The 20,954-nt window shown below is 62.8% G+C and carries 17 protein-coding genes, 1 tRNA gene and 1 pseudogene; 7 read left to right on the forward strand and 12 right to left on the reverse strand.

Features of this window, described 5'->3' with window-relative positions:
* From HV765_RS19750 to HV765_RS19785, 8 genes and pseudogenes are all read right to left on the reverse strand, one after another.
* Window positions 1–1,068, reverse strand: a pseudogene (locus HV765_RS19750) (hypothetical protein); the annotation flags it as partial.
* Between the two features lie 24 nt (window positions 1,069–1,092).
* Entirely contained in the window at window positions 1,093–1,827 is a 735-nt protein-coding gene (locus tag HV765_RS19755; RefSeq protein WP_175170703.1) for a toxin co-regulated pilus biosynthesis Q family protein, read from the reverse strand.
* Window positions 1,828–2,424: 597 nt separating this feature from the next.
* Window positions 2,425–2,664 (reverse strand): hypothetical protein, encoded by a 240-nt coding sequence (locus HV765_RS19760; protein WP_175170861.1) that lies wholly within the window; start codon window positions 2,662–2,664, stop codon window positions 2,425–2,427.
* Between the two features lie 939 nt (window positions 2,665–3,603).
* Window positions 3,604–3,891 (reverse strand): ClpX C4-type zinc finger protein, encoded by a 288-nt coding sequence (locus HV765_RS19765; protein ID WP_054420490.1) that lies wholly within the window; start codon window positions 3,889–3,891, stop codon window positions 3,604–3,606.
* Between the two features lie 225 nt (window positions 3,892–4,116).
* Window positions 4,117–5,733 (reverse strand): methyl-accepting chemotaxis protein, encoded by a 1,617-nt coding sequence (locus HV765_RS19770; RefSeq protein ID WP_175170704.1) that lies wholly within the window; start codon window positions 5,731–5,733, stop codon window positions 4,117–4,119.
* Between the two features lie 180 nt (window positions 5,734–5,913).
* Window positions 5,914–6,825, reverse strand: coding sequence for a LysR family transcriptional regulator (locus HV765_RS19775; RefSeq protein ID WP_175170705.1), 912 nt, complete (start codon window positions 6,823–6,825; stop codon window positions 5,914–5,916).
* A gap of 415 nt (window positions 6,826–7,240) precedes the next feature.
* A complete protein-coding gene (locus HV765_RS19780; protein WP_054420493.1) occupies window positions 7,241–7,660 on the reverse strand; it encodes a hypothetical protein in 420 nt (139 codons plus the stop codon).
* Window positions 7,657–8,097, reverse strand: a complete 441-nt coding sequence (locus HV765_RS19785; RefSeq protein ID WP_054420494.1) for a Fur family transcriptional regulator — start codon at window positions 8,095–8,097, stop codon at window positions 7,657–7,659. Before HV765_RS19785 ends, HV765_RS19780 begins: the two co-directional genes overlap by 4 nt.
* A gap of 108 nt (window positions 8,098–8,205) precedes the next feature.
* On the opposite strand from HV765_RS19785, the gene HV765_RS19790 reads away from it, so the two are divergent.
* Together HV765_RS19790 and HV765_RS19795 are read left to right on the forward strand one after the other, a co-directional pair.
* Window positions 8,206–8,985 carry a helix-turn-helix transcriptional regulator gene (locus HV765_RS19790; protein ID WP_082386879.1) on the forward strand — a complete coding sequence of 260 codons (780 nt, stop codon included), beginning with the start codon at window positions 8,206–8,208 and terminating at the stop codon, window positions 8,983–8,985.
* A 212-nt stretch (window positions 8,986–9,197) separates the two neighbouring features.
* A complete protein-coding gene (locus HV765_RS19795) occupies window positions 9,198–10,052 on the forward strand; it encodes an alpha/beta hydrolase (protein WP_254600643.1) in 855 nt (284 codons plus the stop codon).
* Between the two features lie 104 nt (window positions 10,053–10,156).
* Here the strand turns inward: HV765_RS19795 and HV765_RS19800 are convergent, their stop codons facing one another.
* Window positions 10,157–10,618, reverse strand: coding sequence for a YkgJ family cysteine cluster protein (locus tag HV765_RS19800; RefSeq protein ID WP_054420495.1), 462 nt, complete (start codon window positions 10,616–10,618; stop codon window positions 10,157–10,159).
* A gap of 217 nt (window positions 10,619–10,835) precedes the next feature.
* Here HV765_RS19800 and HV765_RS19805 point away from each other — a divergent pair, with 217 nt between their 5' ends.
* Window positions 10,836–11,441 carry a DNA-3-methyladenine glycosylase I gene (locus HV765_RS19805; protein ID WP_054420496.1) on the forward strand — a complete coding sequence of 202 codons (606 nt, stop codon included), beginning with the start codon at window positions 10,836–10,838 and terminating at the stop codon, window positions 11,439–11,441.
* On the opposite strand, the gene HV765_RS19810 is transcribed toward HV765_RS19805, so the two are convergent.
* Window positions 11,442–13,340 carry an LTA synthase family protein gene (locus tag HV765_RS19810; RefSeq protein WP_175170706.1) on the reverse strand — a complete coding sequence of 633 codons (1,899 nt, stop codon included), beginning with the start codon at window positions 13,338–13,340 and terminating at the stop codon, window positions 11,442–11,444. It abuts the gene before it with no gap.
* 347 nt (window positions 13,341–13,687) lie between these two features.
* On the opposite strand from HV765_RS19810, the gene HV765_RS19815 reads away from it, so the two are divergent.
* Complete coding sequence (locus HV765_RS19815) at window positions 13,688–15,772, forward strand: AsmA family protein (protein WP_175170707.1); 2,085 nt, start codon at window positions 13,688–13,690, stop codon at window positions 15,770–15,772.
* A 13-nt stretch (window positions 15,773–15,785) separates the two neighbouring features.
* Here HV765_RS19815 and HV765_RS19820 read toward each other — a convergent pair whose 3' ends face one another.
* Together HV765_RS19820 and HV765_RS19825 are read right to left on the reverse strand one after the other, a co-directional pair.
* Window positions 15,786–17,381 (reverse strand): sensor domain-containing diguanylate cyclase, encoded by a 1,596-nt coding sequence (locus HV765_RS19820; RefSeq protein ID WP_175170708.1) that lies wholly within the window; start codon window positions 17,379–17,381, stop codon window positions 15,786–15,788.
* A gap of 11 nt (window positions 17,382–17,392) precedes the next feature.
* Window positions 17,393–18,082 (reverse strand): TetR/AcrR family transcriptional regulator, encoded by a 690-nt coding sequence (locus tag HV765_RS19825; protein WP_175170709.1) that lies wholly within the window; start codon window positions 18,080–18,082, stop codon window positions 17,393–17,395.
* 116 nt (window positions 18,083–18,198) lie between these two features.
* Here HV765_RS19825 and HV765_RS19830 point away from each other — a divergent pair, with 116 nt between their 5' ends.
* From HV765_RS19830 to HV765_RS19840, 3 genes are all read left to right on the forward strand, one after another.
* Window positions 18,199–18,945, forward strand: coding sequence for a 3-oxoacyl-ACP reductase family protein (locus HV765_RS19830; protein ID WP_175170710.1), 747 nt, complete (start codon window positions 18,199–18,201; stop codon window positions 18,943–18,945).
* Window positions 18,946–19,098: 153 nt separating this feature from the next.
* A tRNA-Lys gene (locus HV765_RS19835) sits at window positions 19,099–19,174 on the forward strand.
* Between the two features lie 255 nt (window positions 19,175–19,429).
* Window positions 19,430–20,620, forward strand: coding sequence for a tyrosine-type recombinase/integrase (locus HV765_RS19840; protein ID WP_175170711.1), 1,191 nt, complete (start codon window positions 19,430–19,432; stop codon window positions 20,618–20,620).
* Window positions 20,621–20,954: the final 334 nt, after the last annotated feature.

A 20,954-nucleotide genomic window follows, 5' to 3' on the forward strand; every position in this document is an offset into this window, starting at 1 on the left:
GACGCCAATTGCCGATGCAGTGTTTTCGCGCCCAAGGCTGTTGAACAGAATCTTCCAGTCGATGCTCCCTTGGTTGAGTCGGTCGCGTTGGACCGTGATTTCTTCGAAGACAAGCCGCACGCGGCGTGTCATCTGGCGGTTCTCAGCGTCCAGAAATTCTCCGATCCGGTCCTGCGCGTCCTTTGTGTCAGTGACGACGATGGTGTTGGCCGCGCCGTCCGCAGACTTGATCACGCCGGCGCGACTGAGGAATTGGCTGACCTTGGTGACGACCGCCGCCAGCTCGCGGGCCTCTTCCTTTGAACTGTTGGTCGACTTGTCCGCCAGCGTCGAATTTGCCGACTTGATATCGCGCTGAAGGTTCTCTTCAGCTGCCTGGGTCGATGTGCGCACGACGTAGCTTTTCGTCTCCGTGCGATAGAAGCGAAGCGCGCCGATTTTCTCGTCGTAGCGCCAGTAGACGCCCAACCGCAGTGCAATCGAGTCCAGTACGGTGGCGAGGGGCGCTTGGCCCGGGGGCAGGGGGGCCATCTTCGTGCGGGCAACGCCTTGGGGCAGGACGGGGCCTGCGATCCGGTCGACGGCAATCCCGGGTACAAGGGCTGGAACCAGCGTGTCCGCCGTCGCGGCAGCAAAGTTCGCACTTGCTGTAGCAACGCCTTGTTCGACCGCCAGACGCGGAAGGAAATACTCGGCCGGCAGCAAAGCGTCGGCAGACACGTGGGTCAGGATTCCCGTTGCGAGTTGGATGCGGTCGGCAAGGGTGTTGAGGTCGGCCGCGCTGTTTTCGAACAACAGCGTCGTATTGACGTTGGCGCGCAGCGCCGGCGGCAGGGTGACATCGCGGGCGAGCGGTTGGGGCCGGCCTGCGATCCAAGGCAGTTCTACGACTTGGCCTTTGGCCCGGTCGGTGTCGCCTGCCATACCTTTGAAGGCGTCCAGAGCGAACGCGCCCTTGGAGCCTTCGTGGTCAGCACGGGCGCTGACTCGGTCTGTCGATTGGAGCGCGGAGCAGCCAGACAGCGCTGCAAGCGTCAGTGCGGCCGCTACAGTGCGGTATGCAGTCATGGGTATTCCTGGTCAACGCCACGGCTAGGATTGCGTGGCTGGGGATCGGTTGCAGCTGCGGGTGAAGGGCAACATGCGCAAGACGCGGTTGCCGTAGAAGCAGGGGTGGATAGGCGATTCGCTCATCGCGACCGCCTGGGACAGCGCCTGGGTGGCCTCCCGGAAGGAGGCCACCTCGAACTCGGCCGGGGCCTGTATTGGTATGTCGAAATTCAGTTCCCACTGGTCAGGCCCAAACGTCCAGTTGGCGTCAGCCGCCCAGCGCACGAGAGCTTGGCGGACCGTCCCGTCCTGCGGGCTTATGCGCCAAATTTGCTTGGGCGGTTCCACGATTTCCGGTTCTGCAACAGGCTCCGTCGAAGCGACCTCCACGGTGAGGACCGGGCCGGGCGCCGCAGCGATCTGCTGTGGACTTGCGTCGGCAGCGGTTGGTGGCGCGATCGCTTCGCTTGCCGCTACCGGCGCGGTGGAGCTGGCGCTGGGCGTTGCAGGCGTTGCGCCTGTAGTGGCCAGCGATGGCGTGCTGCCCACGGGTGTGGGGCTTTCAAGCTTGGGCGGCGCTTCAGGCACGCGAATGGGGGGAATGTCTGCCGAGGCCAGGGCTGTCGGCGATTTACCCGGTAGAACGGTGCGCGGATCCGCATGGTTGATTAGGATTCGTCCGGAGTCCGGAGGTGTCGGAGGGGCAGGCGGAACGAATCCGCAGGCCGAAAGGAGGCAGGCCGCCGAGAACACGGCCGCCAAATGGAAAGCTTGCATTGGGAATACTCCGTAGGGAGCTTGGCGAGTTCGCCGGGAAGGGGATGGTCGCGCCTGCCAAGAAGCGATGCCGAATTGGCAGCGAACAGACGAGGCCTGGCGACAGGAGTTGCTCAGCTTGTGCTAAGGCGCGGGGCGGCTTTTGAACAAGATTGCCTCAGAGTCCTTCGCGTCCAGCCGGGGGCTCATGTACTGAGCCTTGTTGACGCCGGGGCGACACGCGGCCGTCTCCGTCGACTCTCCGTTTATATATAGAGTCCGCAATTTCAACCGCTTGCCTTCTCGCTGCCAGCGTTCACATGCCGACGACGATAGGTACATCACGACATAGTCGTCGTCATCTTCAGCAATCTTGATGCCCCAATCCAATCCGTCGGCCGAGGACCAAGTGTCGCGGTCGAGGTTCTCTCGTATGCGCTGCGGAAGAGGAGGCAATGGGGGAATAGGACGACGAACCAGGTCCGCCGGACGTGGGAGGATCGTAGGCAGATCCAGTACAGGCTCCGCCAGTACGGTCTGTGGCAGAAGGAAGATCGAAAGTAAGAACAGTCGGAAGGCAGCGTAAGCAGTTTTCATAGACCGAAGGGTTTTCAGGGGTTACGGGGCAGTCCAGGGCGTGACGCCTTGACGGTCCAGTTCTAGGTGAACGGCGCGGAGGTCTCCCGGGGAGGTAATCCTCCGTGTGAGCAACAGCATTTCCACCAAAAGGGGCAGTAGAGACTCGCCGGGTTGCCCCCCAACACCGCCGTCCAGCAGGGTGAGGCGCAGTTGCGAGACATGTTCGGCGACCTGGTCGTCGATTTCGAGCCGATCCCGCAGATACGCGGAGAGCGTCATTCCACGTTCCGCAGCAGCGCTTTCGTAACGTCGACGTGCGGCATCGGAAAGCCGAAACGTTATGGGGCGTTCAAGCAGGGAGCGCATGGAAGCGTGCTTCTTCTACGACGATATGCCCCATAGCTTCGGCGAACGCCTGTCTGAAGGCCGCCCGCCGGATCCTGCGCTCGAGGGCAGAGTCGGGCTTGTCTTTGCAATGGTCCCGGAATTGCTGATCACGGAATTGCGCTGGAGTAAGAGTGGGAGCGGTTTCGAACCATGTCCGGGCTGCGTGACGTGCTGCGCGAGCCGTAGAAGGGAATTCAAAGGCGGCGGCCGTGGGATAGGCCGTGGGCGACTTGGCCATACGGGGCTCCTGCGTTCGATTTTGACGAGCGCGAACGCTTGCCCCCATGGGGGGCAAGCGATTCAGTGCACGAGGGGGACGCCGTCCCGTTGGCCTCAATAGGGTTTCGGGAGAGCGCGGCGGGGATTGAAGGGTTAAACGGAGGGATCGCTGATGCGGCCCGAGACGGGATGGCCTACGGGGGAGCGTGTGACGAGCCTGATGGCGGCCTTGACCAGATCTTGTCCATAATCTTTGAAAATGAACCTAAATCTCTGCAAACCCCTGGTTGAATGTCCAGTTGATGGATTGGGGCTATCGTTGCAAGTCGTTGATTAAAAAGACATTGTGACTTACAGGGATTTGCAGATCTGCGGACTTTTAATCCGTTGGTCGCGAGTTCGAGTCTCGCTCAGCCCACCACCCCCGCTTTTAGTTCAAGCGGAAAGAGAAACAAGCACCTGCGAGTGATCGCGGTGCTTTTTTTTCGTCTGTCGCGATTGCGTAGAAAAGACTGCGTAGAAAAGACTGCGTAGAAAAGACTGCGTAGAAAAAGATTGCGTGAAAGGGATAGGGAGAAAGGGATAGGGAGAAAGGCGGGAACCCGCCCGGGTTCAAGAAGGTGTGCGTGCCGACGCATCTGCCAGCGCATGCAGGCTCAGCCCACACGTGCGCGCCCGTTCAGACAGCGATTCGCTTTGGGCCAGCGCCCGCCGGCTTTCTTCCAGCAGTACATCCAGCTGTTCCTGCAACGTAGACGCCATGGCCCACGCGCGTTCGGCGAAGCGGTCGGAGAATTGATCCACGCAGGTCTTGCAGATGGCGGCGCCGTTCTTCTCAAGCAGCGGCGCGCCTTGCGCCAGCGTCGATTGGCAAAACATACAGGCGAGGGCGCGGTTCATGAGGGGCGGCTCATCATCGGGTGGGCGGACGGCGCCGTGCGAAACGCGGCGCCTGCCCTTAGACAACGGCCTGGCGGGCCAACTCTTAAGTCAGCCAAGCGCCCTAGGACGAACAGACTCGGACAAAAGGATGAACCCGCCTCGCGCCATGTGAGCCCGCGTACGCGGCGCGCAACCCTCACGCAATGTCAACCCGCCTAGGCGACCCGCAACCCTCGCGCCATGTCAGCCCGCGTAGGCGGCCCGCAGCGCGACCGGGGCGGATTCTGCCGTGACGTCGATGATGGTTTCGGCAGGCACCTTGAAGAAGGCGGCGGTGGCGGCCAGGCGCTTGGCCTGATCTTCCAGCGAGGACGCCGCGGCGGCCGCTTCTTCCACCAGCGCGGCGTTCTGCTGGGTCACGTCATCCATCTGCGTGACGGCGCGGTTGATCTGGTCGATGCCAATGGATTGCTCGGTGGACGCCTCGGTGATCTCGGCCATGATCTGCGTCACGCGCTGCACAGAGCTCACGATCTCCTGCATCGTCTCGCCGGCCTGCCGGACCTGTTCCGCGCCACTGTCCACATTGCTGGTGGACTGTTCGATCAGGTCCTTGACCTCGCGCGCGGCCTGCGCGCTGCGCTGCGCCAACGACCGCACTTCGCCTGCCACCACGGCAAAACCCTTGCCCTGTTCACCCGCGCGGGCGGCTTCCACGGCGGCGTTCAGCGCCAGGATATTGGTCTGGAAAGCGATGCCGTCGATCACCGACACGATTTCCGCGATACGGCGCGAGCTGTCCGAAATGCGCGCCATGGTCTCTACGACCTGATGCACGGCGTCGCCGCCGCGCATGGCCACGCCACGGCTTTCGGCGGCCAGCGCGTTGGCCTGATGCGCGTGCTCGGTGTTCTGCTTCACCGCGGTGGCCAGCTCTTCCATGCTGGCCGCGGTTTCTTCCAGCGACGCGGCCTGCTCTTCGGTACGCGAAGACAAGTTCGTGTTGCCCGACGAGATTTCCGCTGCGCCCGTGTTGATTTCATTCACGCTGCGGCGCACTTCCGCGACGGTGCGCGTCAGGCTGTCTTGCATGCGTTTGAGCGCGGCGAACAGCACGCCGATTTCGTTATCGGCGCCCACGGCCACGCGTTGGGTCAGGTCGCCCGACGCGATACGGTCAAAGTGCACGGCCGCGTCCTTCAGCGGCGACAGCACCTGGCGGCTGATGAAACGCCAGCATCCAATCGCCAGAATCAGCGCCAGGGCCAGCATGATGATGGTAGAGATTTCGGCCTGGTCGTAGCGCCGATCCGAGGCGGTGTTGATCTCGACCGCGCGTTGTTCCGTGTGGTTCAGGAAGGCGGTGACGCGTTCTTCGAAGCGGGCGTCGGCGGCCCGGGCGTCTGCGACGGCGGTGACGTATTGCTCGGCCGATTGCTTTTGCAGCGCTTCGCCCAGCGAGTCAATGCTGCGCACATAGGCATTGAAAGTGCCATCCAGATCCCCCGCCAGTTTGCGGCCGGCTTCCGACAATTTGGGCACGCGTTGGTAGACGCCGTAGCGCTGGCGCGCATCGTTCAGGAACTTGGCCGCCTGATCCACGCTTGCCTGCGCCTGCGCGCCGCGGCCCGCCTGCACATCCAGATAGGCCGCCACCAGCGTGATGCGGGTGCGCAGCAACAGCACCTGGGTTTCATAAAGCGGGCGGGTCTGTTCCGTGGACACGCGGTTCAGATCGTCGACGGCCTCGTCGGCCGCCTTGGCGAACAACCAGCCCATGCTGGTGGCGCCGGCCAAGGCCACGACGAAAAGGGTCAGGACAGCTAGCAGTCCGGTTCGGATTTTCAGGTTCTTAAGCATGGCAAGGCTCCTGCAAAGGCCGACGGCGCAAGCGCCATTGGCCGAGATCTAGTGGTAAACCCGAGCCAAATGTAAGTTTGAATTACATATTTAACAATTGATCATTTTTCACTGGCCCGTTCTGGTTTCGGCAACGCCTTGATGCCAAGGGGCGGAAAGCCGCGCAGGGGCCGACCGGAATCAGAACAGCGGAGGCGTGTCGCTGCGGATGAAGCGCAGGAAGCGATGGGCGGCGTCCGGCAAGGGGCGGGACACGTGGGTCTGTACCTGGATCTGGCCGCCATTGAGCAGGGCGTCGTCGACGGGGCGGCAGATCAGCCGGCCGCTATCGAGCTCTTGGGATGCCGATAGCCGTGCGCATAAGGTCACGGCATTGCCAGTCAACAAGTAGTTGAAGACCGCGTCGGGCAGGTTGGACGTGAAGGCGGGCGACAAGGTGATGTTGTACAGGCTGGACGTCATATCCAGCAGCCGGCGCAGCGCGCTGCCGCCTTCGGGAAGCGCCAGCGGATAGGCGGACAGTTGCGTCAGATGCAAGGCGTCGTGCACGGACAAAGGGTGGCCCGGGCGCATCACGGCGACGATTTCGGCAGGGCGCGAGAAGATGACGGCGATATCTTTTTCCGCGGCATGGCTGTACGTGACGCCGATGTCCGCCTGCGCCGAGCGCACGCGTTCGGTGACCAGCCCTGCGTCCAGCACGGTCAGGTTGAATCGCACCGACGGATGTTCGGCCTGAAACGCGGCAAATTTTCGCGGCAAGGCCTGCGCCGCAAAACCATGCGCGCCAGCCACTTTCACCGTTTGTGTATAACGGCCGTTTTGCCCGCCAATCTCGGCATAGGTGCGGGCCGCGTCGGCTTCCACCCGGCGCGCGTGGTCCGCCAGGATGCGGCCCACTTCGGTTACGCGCATCCCCTTCGGATGCCGTTCGAACAGCTGGTTCTGCAGCCGCTGCTCCAGGCCCGCAATCTGCCGGCTGACGGCGGAGCTGACGACGTTCAGGCGAGCCGCCGCGCCATTGACGGACCCGGTGTCGACGACGGTCAGAAAATAACGAAGCGCGGTGCTGTCGAATTGGAATCGCTTCATTGATGTGAATGCCGTAAATCTCAATGTCGAGTCCAGGCGGTTGGCAGCCGCAAAATAGCGCGCGTTTGGCGGATGGCGTTGGAATAGCCGCCCGCCACGGCGTCTCGTGAACGCGCAGGCCAACAGGTACGGACCAGGGAAGCGATGGCGGGTTGCGCCATGGATGGGCAGACAAGCGCCATCCGGAGAGTCCGGCGCGCCAGGATGCCCGCCCCAATCATGCAGGACAGGCGAATGTGCCAGAGGTGGAATTTATTCCAGCTCCGCCTTTTGCCACAATCGCAAATTTATCAATATTGCATTCTAATTTCGGCAATCACGTTATTACCGCGGCGCAATGGTGAATCGTAGTAGGCGTGCGCCAATGCAAAGCGCGCCCGAAGGCGCGCGGTAAAGAAACGGGCAGGAAGGCGGATCAATCCACAACGAAACCGCCGGGGCCGCTATGGCCCAGCAGTTCGCGTGCGCATTGCATCGCTTCGTTGGCAGTAGCGACCGCCAGGAACGGCATGCCGAATGCGCGAGCCATCTTTTCGCCGCGCTTGCGGATCTTGTCCAGCGCGTGCGGTTCACGTTCAACGGCAATGAACGCGCGGCAGCGCGCCTTCAAACGCGGCATGTTGGTGGTCTGCCATTCGACCATGGCCTTGCGGTCGTCGTGGCTGGCTTCCTGGCGCATGTCAGGCACGACCATGACGAAGGTCTGCGGATTGTCCACCAGCATTTCCATTTCACGTATCCAGCTGGCCGAGTATCCCGCAGGCGCGCCGCCGTGCTTGGCCGTCACGATGGGAAAGCGGGATAGGTCGTGGAAGAAAAACTGATCGCGGTTCATTCGAAATCTCCGTGAGGGATGACGGGGGCGCTGGGTTTGCAGCCGCACCCGCCGTAGAGCACCAGGCTGTACGAGTCCAGCGCGAAGCCACTGCGCTTGGCGATCTTTCGCACCAGTTGCGCCATGGCGGGATCGCTGGACTCCAGGATCTGCCCGCATTGCGTGCAGACCATGTGGTCGTGATGCCCCTTGTCATTGAGCTCGAACACGGTCGTGTGCGCGTCGAGCTGAGTACGTTTGAGCAGCCCGGCGTCTTCAAGTTGCGTGATGACGCGATAAACCGTCGCCAGGCCGATGCTGCTGTGGTCCGAGATCAGATTTCGGTAGACGTCCGCTGCGCTCATGTGCTGGTTCGCGCGCTGATAAAAGATGTCCAGAATCTTGATTCGAGGAAAAGTGGCTTTGATGCCGGCGTCGCGCAGCCGCGTGGTGTCCATATGATTTCTCCGTTCGGGGGGCTGATGCCCGACTGATGAGAATGATGTACATTTTCAAATGCTCCCGCTAACGGGAACCCGTCAACCTGTAGCTCAAACCTGCCAACCATGCTTCATGTGGCCGTCGCGCCCGCCCAGCCCAACGTGCTGCTGACCTCATTCAGCGTGCACGGGCGGCGGGAATCCAAAGGCATTGCCGTGCCCTCGCATGTTCATGACGAGGGCATGCTGGTGTTGGTGCATGAAGGCTTGGTCGTGGTGCAGGCGGGCGCGGAAGTCTGGACGGTGATGCCGGGCAGCCTGGGCTGGATTCCACCCGGCACGCAGCATGGCGCAAGATGGTTTGGCGATGCGCGCGGTTCCTTCCTGTACGTGCGGGCCGATGCCTGCCATCGCCTGCCGCCGCATTGCCGTTCATGGCCGTCATCCAAACTGATCGAAGCGCTGATCGACCGATTCGTCAGCGAGCAGGCTGGGGAATTGTCGGAAAGCTATCTGGCGCAGTTGTTCGACGTGCTGCTGGAAGAGATCAAGCAGCGCGAGCATGCGCCGCTGTTGCTGCCGATGCCCACCGATCCGCGCTTGCAGGATCTGGCCAACACGCTGCTGGGCCAGCCTGACGATACGGCAGGCATTGAAGAATGGGCGCAGCGATTGAATATGTCGTCACGCACGCTGATGCGACGCTTCCGGCAGGAAACCGGTGTGACGCTTGGGCAGTGGCGCCAGCAGGCGCGTTTGCTGCGTGCGCTGGAAATCCTGTGCCGTGGCGGTTCCGTGACGGAAGCCGCGCTGTCGGTGGGCTACGAAAGCACCAGCGCCTTCATCGGCAGTTTCCGCAGCGCGTTTGGCGCAACGCCCACCCGCTACCTGGCCGACCGCGACTAGCCGCCACTTTTAGCGCCGGTGCCGCAGCGCTGCGTCTGCCGCTCCTTGTTCTGCCTCCTCTTGCGCAGCGCTTTTGCCGTCGGGCTGCCGCCTTTACACGTCTTCACTTTTCTCCGACATTTGTGCGGATCTTCATGCGAGCCGCCTCCCTAGTATGGCGTCCGGGGGTGGATCGCTGTCGTCGTCCACCCAAGATGCTTTTGGGGTGTGACATGGATGACCTGCTGAGCCCGCCGCGCACCGGCGCGCTGCTCATACATGGGCTGGGCGGTACGGAATTCGATATGGGTGGACTGCACAAAGTGCTGGCGCGCGCGGGCATCGACACGCATGGCGTGACCTTGCCCGGCCACGCGGGCCGGCCGGAAGACCTGCTGGATGTGCGTGTGGAAGACTGGATGGATGTCGTCACGCAGCGCTACCGCGAACTTGCCGTGCAGTATGACGTGCTGCACGTCATCGGCATGTGCCTGGGCGCGCTGCTGGCCGTGGAGCTGTGCAAGCGTGAATCGCATACGCGCGGCGCGTTGGTGGTGCTGTCGGCGCCGGTGTTTCTGGATGGATGGAGCACGCCCTGGTATCGCGGCCTGCGCTATCTGCTGTATCGCGTGCCGGGCGTGCCGCGCCGGATTCGGGTGCAGGAAGAAGACCCATATGGCGTGAAGAGCGAGTTGGTGCGCGCCTTCATTAAGGCGGGGTTCGCGCGGGGTGACGGCTTTCACTATCAATGGGTGCCGCTGGCCTGCGTGCGGCAAGTGGACCGCCTGCGCGGGATGGTGCAGCGTGGCCTGGACACGCTGCGTTGCCCGACGCTGATCATGCACGCTGAAGAAGATGAGCTGACGAGTCCGCGCTCGGCCCGCTTTCTGGGCGACCGCATTCCGGGCGCGGCAGTCGTGCTGCTGCAAGACAGCTATCACATGATCTGCGTCGACCACGAGCGCGAACGGGTCATGCGCAGCGTGTTGGCGTTTGTGGGCAAAGACCCCGAGCTGGTCAGAACGCGCAAGCGGCCGATGGCGCGATCAACGGGATCCCCACACGCGCTGGCGTCACAGGCGGCCTGACAAGCGGCAATCAACGCGGCAATCAACGCGGCATTCAAAGCGGCATTCCAAGCGGCATTCCAAGCGGAATCCCAGGCGGAATCCCAGGCGGAATCCCAAGCGGCTCAGGCCGCAGCGGGCTGATTCGGATGCAGCGGGCCTTGCGGATCGTTTTCCGCATCCGGCCGCGGCGCCACGGGCGGCAAGCCGAGTCCGGCGCGCAGGCGTTGGCAATCGGGGTTGGGCGAACCATCCGGCATCCAGATGTCGAATTCACGGCACGGTGTGGGCCGGTTTTCGTAGATGGCGCAGTGGATGCCCGGCTGACCCAGTTCGCCGCGCAGCGAGATGCAGCGCCCGCCGCCCATTTCCGTACCCTTCATACAGGCGCGCAATGGACTCATCTGCGTGACGAGTTCCACGGGCACCTGGCCGCCGTTTTCGCCCGCCAGTTCGCCGCAATAGAACGACACCCTGAAATGCGAACAGCATGCGCCGCAGTCCAGGCATGGGTTGGCGTTCGGATCGTCACCGGCCAGGACGGCGGGGGAGACGAAGGTGAGGACAGCGGTCTCTAGCAGGGACATAGGTCGGGAGTTCGAAAGTCTGCCCCTGCCCGGTGCCCACGCAAAACGGGCTTGCGTGGTTGCAAGCCCGTTGACGGGTCCGGAGCGCGCGCGCAGAGGGCCGGCGCGGGATCAGGGCTGCAAATAATAGCTGGATTCGAACTGCGGTCGCTACGACTTTTTTCGGGGACGTTGCTGCGGTAGCATCGGTAGCCTGATTGCCGCTTGGAGCTTTGCCTTGAACGCCAAAACCGAATTTCCCGATGGGCTTGCCCGTTGCGGCTGGGTGGATACATCCGCCGAATACATGGCCTATCACGACACCGAATGGGGCCGCCCGCAAGGCGATGACCGCGCCCTGTTCGAACAACTCTGCCTGGAAGGTTTCCAGTCGGGGCTCAGCTGGCGCACCATCCTGAACAAGCGCGAGGCCTTCCGCCGCGGCTTCGCCAATTTCGAACCCGCCAAGATGGCCAAGTTTGGCGAAAAGCAGGTGCTGGCCTTGCTGGCTGACGCCGGCATCGTGCGCCATCGCGGCAAGATCGAAGCCGTGATCAATAACGCGGCCCGCGCGCTGGAAATGATCGACAAGGAAGGGTCCTTGGCGGCGTTCTTCTGGCGCTACGAAGCCCCGAAAGGGGCGCCGTCCACGTTGGGCGCGTCTACGTCAGAACAGTCCATCGCCTTGTCCAAGGCGCTGAAAAAACTAGGCTGGAAGTTCGTTGGGCCGACCACCGTCTATGCGTTCATGCAGTCGGTCGGCATGGTTAATGACCACAGCCCGCAGTGCCATTGCCACGCGCTAAGCGACAAGGCTCGCAAGGGCTTCAAACGGCCCACGTAGTTATTCGGCTTTCTCTGCGCTGCCCGGCAGGCTGTAGCGGCCTTCGCGGTACGCCCAGCTGGGCCAGAGCGCGTGCGCCAGCGCTTCGGTGGCCAGTGCCGGGTTCAACGCCACAGGTGCGTAGTCTTCCGGCGCGGTGTAGCGGTACTGCACGGGCGTCTTGTTGGGGGCCAGCACCAGCAGCTCGTCTTCCTTCAGGTAGCCGTAGGTGCTGTCGTACTGCATGATCGCGCGCCCCGGCGTGCTGCGGGTCAGGTCGTGGCCGATCATCGGGTGCTCGGTGTCCACGCCAATCAACGACAGCAGGGTCGGGGGCAGGTCGATCTGGCTGATCAGCCGGTCATCGCGGCGCGCTTCAATGCCCGCGCCCAGGATCACAGCCGGAATATGGAAGTGGCGCACCGGCACCAGGCTGGCGCCGAACACGCGGGAATCATGGTCGGCCGCCACCAAAAATACGGTGTTCTCCCAATAGGGCGACGCCTTGGCGCGTTCAAAGAAACGGCCCAGCGCCCAGTCTGCATACCGCACGGTGTTCTCTACCGTGGCGGGGTTGCCTTCCGTCTGGATGCGGCCAGCGGGGTATTCCCACGGCGTATGGTTTGACACGCTGAACGCCAACGTGAAGGTGGGCTTGTCGCCATCTTCGCGCAGCAGGCGGTCCAGCTGGTTGAACATGTCTTCGTCCGACGCGCCCCAGGTGCCAACGAAAGCGGGGTCAACGAAGTCGGCGCGGTCAACAATCTGCTTGAAGCCATTGCCCAGGAAAAAGCCCTTCATATTGTCGAAGTGCGATTCCCCGCCATAGATAAAGCGCGAATGGTATCCGTGGCGGCCCAGCAGATCCGCCAGCGAGAAAAACCCGCGCTGTGAACGGGGCAGCTTCAAGACGGCTTGCGCGGGCGTGGGCAGAAAGCCCGTCACCACCGCTTCCAGCCCGCGTACCGAGCGCGTGCCGGTGGCGTACGCCCGCGTGAACGTCCAGGCGTCGCGCGCCAGCGCATCCAGTTCCGGCGTCAGGTTGGCGCCGCCCAAGCTGGCGCTGTACTGCGCGCCCAGGCTTTCTTCCAGGATGATCACCAGGTTCAACGGGCGTGCCGTTTTGCGTGTGGCGGGCTGGTGGTGCAGGCTGGGGTAGTCGGGGTTGGACGGCGGGTTGGGCAGGCCGGCCTGCGCCAACACCAGGTCATGCATCTTGTCGTCGTCCATGCCGCCATAGACGTCGGACGCCGACTTCTCGTTCTTCATGCTGTAGATGGCGTAGAACACGTTGTAGAGCGAGTTCAAGGCCAGCGTGTTGAGCATGCCGTCAGAGCTGTACGCCACCGACGACGGGTTGATGGGGCGATGGCCCAGCGTGCCGCGTATGGCCAGGATGACCACGGCCAGAATGACAATGCTGGCGATCGGCATCTGCCACCAGGTCAATGGCGCGTCGGGTTGGGCGTGCCCGAACAGGTTGAAGGCGCCCCAGCCGATCAGCGCCAGCGCGCCGAAGCCGCCCACCAGCGCAAGCTTGTAGCCGCGCCACAGCATGCCGGACACTTCGCGCGGGTGCTTCAGGTATTCCACAAACAGGCGGTTGGGCCGGCTGTCGTATTCGATGATGAAGGGCGGCGAGGCCACTTCCAGAAAGGCCAGCAAGACAAAGGCAATCAGATACCAATAGCCCGCAATCGTTGCGGCAATGGGAAAGTGCCCCAGCAGCGGCGACAGCACGGCGGGCAGCGCGGCCAGTACGGCGATCTGATGCGCGTCGATTCGCAGTCCGCCCAGCAGCAGCGGGACCAAGCCGCCCGCATTGCGCACGCGTTGCCACTGCCAGGCGGCCAGCGCCAGGCGGCTTAGCGTCAGCAATGCAAATGCCGCCACCACGAAAATCAAAGTCGAATGCCGCATCGGGCCTCCAGGTTGTTCTTGCTATCCGGCCCGGTAGGGCGGAATCAATCGATCGGCATTGGAACAGTAGCCGCGTTGAAAATTCCGTGAAATTCCGCAGCCTGCCCGCTATTTTGCCGTCCGCCGCCATTTCGCTTTGTAACTATCTGGCCTGGCGCCAGGCACGCTTCATGCTGCGCTAACCCTGAGCGGCGGTGCGTAGGGGCGCAGCCAGGGCCGAATGCGGGCGGAAAGATCCGCACACATTATGGGACCGGCAAGCGTAACCCTTGCGGTGAGCCGCGATACCCTTGCAGGTAACGAGGGCTGGCGGTCACAGGCTGGCCACAACGCCAAGGATAGTAACCATGACGCGCACAAGAAAAATAGCGATCGGGATTGTAGGCGGGCTTGCGCTGCTCGTGCTGGTGGCAGGGGTGGTGATCGCCACCTTTGATTGGAACCGCGCAAAACCCATGATCAACGAGCGCGCCAGCGCCGCCATCGGGCGGCCCTTCGCCATCAACGGCGACTTGAGCGTCAAGTGGGAGCGCGAACCGGCCGAAGGCGGATGGCGCGCCTGGGTGCCATGGCCGCACGTCATCGCCAACGATATCTCGGTAGGCAATGCGCCGTGGGCCAAAGCGCCGAACTTCGCCACGCTCAAGCGCGGCGAGTTCAGCCTGGCGCCGCTGCCGCTATTGCGCCAGCGCGTCGTCATCCGCAAGATCCAGCTGACCGAACCTGCCGCCGACCTCGAACGGCTGGCCGACGGCCGCGCCAATTGGGTCTTCACTTCGCCCGAGACAGGCGAGCCTTCGCCCTGGGTGCTGGACATCAACGAAATCGGTTTCGACAAGGGCCGCGTGGGCTATGTCGATGAAGTCCTGAAGGCCGACCTGACCGTGCTGGTCGACCCGCTGGGCAAACCCGTGCCTTTCGCGGACGTGGCCGGCGCCGCCTTCGTGCCGCAAGACGGCAAAGCGCCCGCGCCGCGCGACTACGTGTTCGGCTGGAATGTGGAAGGCAAATTCAAGGGCCTGCCCACCAAGGGCGAAGGCAAGGTGGGCGGCATGCTGGCCTTGCAAGACGCCAGCCAGCCTTTCCCCGTGCAGGCCGACGTGTCCATCGGTGGCACGCGTGCGGCAGTGACGGGCACCTTGACCGACCCGGTCAACTTGGGCGCGCTGGATCTGCGCCTGAAGTTGTCGGGCGCATCGATGGCGCAGCTGTATCCGCTGACGGGCGTGACCTTGCCAGACACGCCGCCGTATTCCACGGACGGCCACCTGATCGCCAAACTCCATCATCCCGGCGGCGCGGTGTTTGAATACAAGGACTTCAACGGCAAGGTCGGCAATAGCGATCTGCATGGCGACATCACGTTCGCGCTGGGCGCACCGCGCCCGAAGCTCACGGGCAAGCTGTCGTCCAAACAGCTGCGCATGGTGGACCTGGGGCCGCTGATCGGTGTGCCCGCAGGCGGCACGGCGGCCGCGCCCGCCGACAAGTCCAAGGACGCGCCGGCCAAACCCAAGGGCGGTGAGGTGTTGCCCACCCAGGCTTTCCGCACCGACCGCTGGCGCGACATGGACGCCGACGTTGCACTCGATGCCGGCCGCATCATCCACGACAGCAAGCTGCCCTTGTCCGACTTGTCCGTGCATGTGGTCTTGCAAGACGGCAAGCTGACGCTGGACCCGTTCCGCTTCGGCATCGCGGGCGGCAACATCAACGGCACTATCAAATTGGACGGCGCTACCGAGACGATGAACGGCCAGGTGGATCTGCATGCCCGCCGCCTGCGCCTGAAGCAGCTGTTCCCGGCAACCGAAGCCATGCAGAAAACGCTGGGCGAGTTGAACGGCGACCTGGCCGTCAGCGGCACGGGCAATTCGGTGGCCGCGTTGTTGGGCACCGCCACGGGCGACGTGAAGATGCTGGTGAACGACGGCGTCATCAGCCGCAGCCTGATGGAAATCGCGGGCCTGAATGTGGGCAATTACGTGGTGTCCAAACTGTTTGGCGACGACGAGGTCAACATCAATTGCGGCGCGGCCGACCTGGAAATGAAGAAGGGCGTGGTGACGCCGCGCGTGTTCGTGTTCGACACCGAGAACGCGCTGATCACCATTACCGGCACGGCCGACTTCAAGAACGAAACCGTGGACATGGACATCACGCCGGACAGCAAGGGCTTTCGCATCTTTTCTCTGCGCTCGCCGTTGTACGTGCGTGGCACCTTCGGTTCGCCGGACGTGGGCGTGCATGTGCTGCCGCTGGCGGCGCGCGGGGCGGGGGCGGTGGCGTTGGGTGTGCTGTTGACGCCCGCTGCCGGTTTGTTGGCGCTGATTGCGCCCAGCACGAACGACGAGAACGCGTGCGGCCCCTTGCTTGAGCAGATGCGCAAACCGCCCAAGGCGCCGGCGCCTCCGGCTGCGAAGGGCAAGTAGGGGGCGTTCAGTTTCAGCCGGGCGACGCCCGGCGCGCGCCGTCGGGGGTGTCGTTGTCGGCCACGCAGACGGCGTTGCGGCCGTGATTCTTGGCGTAGTAGAGCGCCTGGTCTGCACGCTGGTACACAGCGTCCAGCGTTGCGCCGTGGTCGGGATAGCGCGCCACGCCAACCGATACGGTAATGGGTGACCCAATCACGCCAGGCGGATCTTGTGCCGCCAGTCGCTGGCGCAGGCGTTCCGCGGCGGTGACAGCGGCGGCCAGCGGCACGCCTGGCATCAGCATGACAAATTCCTCACCGCCCGCGCGCGCCAGCGTGTCGCCGCTGCGCGAGCTGTCGTTCATTACCATCGCCAACGCTTGCAAGGCGTGGTCGCCCGCCGTGTGGCCGTAGCGGTCGTTGATGCTCTTGAAGTGGTCGATGTCGATGACGAGCAGCGCCACTGGCGCTTCGTCGGCCTGCAAGAGCGCCAGCGCTTCGTCCAGGCCGCGCCGGTTCAGCAGGCCGGTCAGCGTGTCGGTCGTGGTTTCGCGGCGCAGATCGCGAATCTTGTGATGCATCGACGCCAGCCCCATCAGCAGCCCGCGTCTGAGCTGCGCCGCTTCGAAATACCAGGAACGCACGTTGCGGATGCGCTCCGCGGAATCCGGGTCCTGCATGTGCCGCGCAATGCCCGCCAGTTCGCCCAGCGGCCGCGCAATCCAGCGCGACAGCAGCCAGATCGACGCCACCGCCAGCAGCAGCAGCGGCAGCGTATTGCGGGCGGTGGCCATGAGCAGGTCGCTCAGCGGTTGCAGCGTGCTGTCCACCGGGCGCTGCGCGATGATGCTCCAGCCGGTGCTGGCCACCGGCGCGTAACCCGCCAGCATGTCACGGCCATGTTCGTCCGTGAAACGCTTCTCTCCGGTTTCGCCGCGGCGGGCGGCGGAGAATATATCGTCGTCGGGCGCGGTCTGGCCCAGCAGGCTGCGGTCGGGGTGATAGATCAGTGTGCCGTTGCGGTCCACCACGTACAAAAATGAATCGTCGCGGTAGAAATGTTGGCCCAGCAGGCGGTCCAGCACATTGTCTTCGTGCAGATACAGCGTGCCGGCGATATAGCCCAGGTAGCGGTAATCGTGCGAGTAGATCGGGTGCGAATACAGAATCAGCCAGCGGCCATTGCTGGCCTTGAAGGGCTCGCTGATGATCGGCATCTTGGTGCGGATTGCGTCCTTCGACGCCTCGCTCGTCAGCTGTGCTCCCAGCAGCTCGGGGTACGACGACGACACCGCAATCACCTTGCCCTGCGGCGACACGACCACGCTGGAATTGAAATGCCCCAACTGTTCCTGCTGGCGCCGTGTCTCATCGGCCATCAGGCTCGGATGCGCTTCCATGTCGGACAGCACATCGGCGCTGTAAGACAGATAGCGAAGCACGTCGCCAAGGAACACATTCGTGGTGGTCGCCAGCTTGGACGCGTAGGCGCGGTTGACCTCAAGCGCGTTGTGCAGCAGCAGATCGCGCTGCACCAGATAGCTGGCATGCAGGCCGCCCGCCACGACCAGGATGACCGACAGCAGGCTGATCCACAGGATAAGGCGCCGAAGGTCGATACGGAACATGACTGTCGCCGTCAGGAACGGGCGCCGCCCGACGGAGCGCCGCCCGGCGGAGCGCCGCCCGGCGGGACTCCGCCCGGCGGAACGCCCGATGGCGGCCGGCTGCTGGTCAGCGCATCCCAGGCGCACATGGCTTGCCGCGCTACCGCCTGCAAGGTCTTGCGGCTGGCGCCGTCGCGGGCTTGGATCGACATGCCGTGCAGCACCGTCGTGAAGAACGCCGCCAGACTTTTCAAGTCAGCCCCCGCAGGCAGTTCGCCTTGCGCGACGCCTGCGGTCAGCCGGGCCAGGATGCGGCTTTGCATGTCGCGCCGGCTATCGCAAAGAAAGCCGCCCACGCTCGCCTGGTTGATGCTGCCCGATGGCGCGCCCAGCACGATCATGCATCCCGGCGGCAAGCCGGGGGCAGTGAAGCGGTCTGCGGCGGCCAGCAGCATGTCTTGAATGCCGTCGCGTGCGGTCGCGCCAGCTTGCAGCGCGCGGCGCGACGAGCCGCCTTCGGTGTCGCGGTACAGCTCGACCGCTTCGCGGAATAGTCCTTCTTTTGAGCCGAATGCGCCGTAGAGGCTGGGCGAGTTGATACCCATCGCTTCCGTCAGATCGGTTAGCGATGCTCCTTCATATCCCTTCGACCAGAAAACCTCCATGGCCTTGTGCAAGGCCTGGGCCCGGTCGAAGTTCCGGGGACGCCCACGTTCTGCCATGCCCGCGATTTTACTCGTGTCGGCTATTTTGTGTTGATCGATAAAAAAATGATTGACGGATGAGATTTGCCGCTGAGATGATATTTGTACTGATCACTACAAATTAAGGACTGGCGATGGGCAATCTCAATGGAAAAGTCGCGTTCGTGACGGGTGGCAGCCGAGGCATTGGCGCGGCGATTGTGCGGCGGCTGGCAGCCGAGGGCGCTGATGTGGCGTTCACCTATGTCAGCGCGTCATCGGAGGCAACCGCGCAGGCGTTGGTAAACGAACTGTCCGTAGACGGCCGCCGCGTGCGCGCCATCCAGGCCGATTCCGACGATGCGCTGGCAGTGCGGCAAGCAGTGGAACAAGCGATCGAGGCCTTGGGGCCGGTGGACGTGCTGGTCAACAACGCGGGCATCTTCGTCGCGGGCCTGATCGGCGACACCAGCATGGATGACTACGAGCGCACGATGGATATCAACGTGCGTGCGCCTTTCGTCGCCATCCGCACCGCGCAGGCGTCCATGCCCGATGGCGGCCGCATCATCAACATCGGCAGCTGCCTGGCCGGCCGGGCAGGGCGCGCGGGCGTCGCGCTCTACGCCGCCAGCAAGTCCGCGCTGGTCGGCCTGACGCAGGGCCTGGCGCGCGACCTGGGCGCACGCGGCATCACCGTCAACGTGGTGCATCCCGGCCCGATCAACACCGACATGAATCCCGCAGACGGCGATCGCGCCGACGAACTCGTGGCCGTGCTGTCCTTGCCGCACTATGGCGAAACCCGCGACATCGCAGGCATGGTCGCCTTCCTGGCCGGCCCAGACGGCCGCTATGTCACGGGCGCGAGCCTGTCGGTAGACGGGGGCTACGCGGCCTGATTTCGACCCCGCTAAAAGTTTTTTCGCACCCGACTTGCACAAACCAAAAAACCTACATATAATCTTGCTTCTTCGCACTACACACATAACGAAACGCAGACAACAACGACGGCAACGTCGGTGATTCAAGCGGATTGAAATGAGTGGATTGCAGGGCTGTTAGCTCAGTTGGTAGAGCAGCGGACTCTTAATCCGTAGGTCGAGTGTTCGAGCCACTCACAGCCCACCAGAATTCTCTAGTAGTATCAAGCACTTAGCCCACCGGTTGCGGTGGGCTTTTTGCTTTCTGGGAATTTTGACCGCACTTTTACCGCACTGAGCCGATTGGTGACGACCTTGTCGAAGCCTACGGTCTTCCTCTGGCGGTCACAAAAAAAAGTCTACCTACTATTCCCGGGGACTTATTCGCAAACACGCTCGCTTCGCAATTTTTATCTCCTGGTGGCGCCGTTATACCTAACTTCAACAAGTTCGGAGGCGTTGCATGGCAACCATTCAAAAGCGCGGCGAGTACCAATACCAAGTCGAGATTCGCCGTAAGGGCTATCCCCGGCAGACTAGGACTTTTGAGTCCAAGGCTCAGGCAGAGGCATGGGCGCGAGAGCAAGAACACAAGATGGACATGGGACAGTTCCGTGACCTGCGACCCATGGCTCAAATCACCTTGGACGATGCCTTAGGACGCTACATGGAACAGGTGGTTCCGACGAAGGCTCCGGGCGGCCAAAGGAACGAGCGCAATCGAATCCGGTTGTTGAAGAAACACCCGTTGGCGCAGCGCTTAATGACCAGTTTGCTCGCGGCTGACTTCGTGGCGTATCGCGATGAACGCCTTCGCGAGGTTGATAGTCCGAACACCGTGCGTCTGGAGCTAGCCCTCCTGTCTCACCTGTACACCACGGCAATCAAGGAATGGAGCTGGCCCCTTGTGCACGTGATGAAGGATGTGAAGCGACCGTCGCCGCGGGAAGGCCGTGAACGCCGATTGGCCCTCGATGAAGAGTCTCGACTGCTCGAGGCTGCGCGTCACGAGGGCGTGCGCAAACCGCTCTGGCTTGAGGCGTGCATTCGCATCGCACTCGAGACCGGATTGCGCGCCTGCGAACTATTGACTCTTCGGTGGTCGCAGGTCGATTTGTCCAACGGAGTTGTGAGTCTCACCAAAGCCATCAATGGAAGTAAGCGGTCGGTCGGCCTCAGCTATGAAGCCACTGGGCTGTTGAACCTTCTTGCACGAGATGGCGAACGCCTCGTCCGGGGCTACTTCGAGACCGGAAAGCTGGACTGCGACTTCAAAGCCGCTTGCGTCGCTGCAGGGATAGCAGACCTGCACTTCCATGACCTGCGTCACGAAGCAGCCAGCAGGTTTGCTCCGCATATGATGCCGCAGGAACTAGCCAAAATCATGGGTTGGAAGACTCTTCAAATGGCAATGCGCTACTACAACCCGTCGGCGCAGGAGATTGCGCAGAGGGTGCGCCAAGTTGAAGCGTCGAGGGCAGTGAGCATGCCCAAACCTCCAATGGCCCCGCCGCTGGGTGGCGAAGTCAGGAAAGTGGCCTTGCAAGACGGGCTGGCTGATAATTTGATGTCGGGCCGTACTGTCTCACACGACGAGGCGAACGTCATTCGTGTCGTTTTTGGTGGTTCGGGCGTGAATCGAGCAGTCGCTTGAGTCGTTCAAAAAGAGCCTGCCCTAGATTTAGGTCAGGCTTTTTTTGTTCTCTGTTGTTGAGCGCTATTTCATCCAAAGCGCACGCGAATTTTCTAGTGCCCAGTACGGAAGGCTATTTTCGGTGCTCTCGAGGGAAAACCCTGGAAGGGAGCGTTAGCCAGCAGACTTTCAGTTCATCCGTGGCCCGACGGTTCACGGTTTGTGCATACGCTTGAAGATGCCGTGGTCGCCTGCGCTCCGGGAATGTCTTGGTCAATGCCACATTGACTAAAGAGAAGCCCTAAAGTGCCGTAGATATAGCGGCGACATCTGGTCGCAAATCTCTGGCAATACG

Source organism: Achromobacter kerstersii, assembly GCF_902859595.1.
GTDB classification, from domain to species: domain Bacteria; phylum Pseudomonadota; class Gammaproteobacteria; order Burkholderiales; family Burkholderiaceae_B; genus Achromobacter; species Achromobacter kerstersii.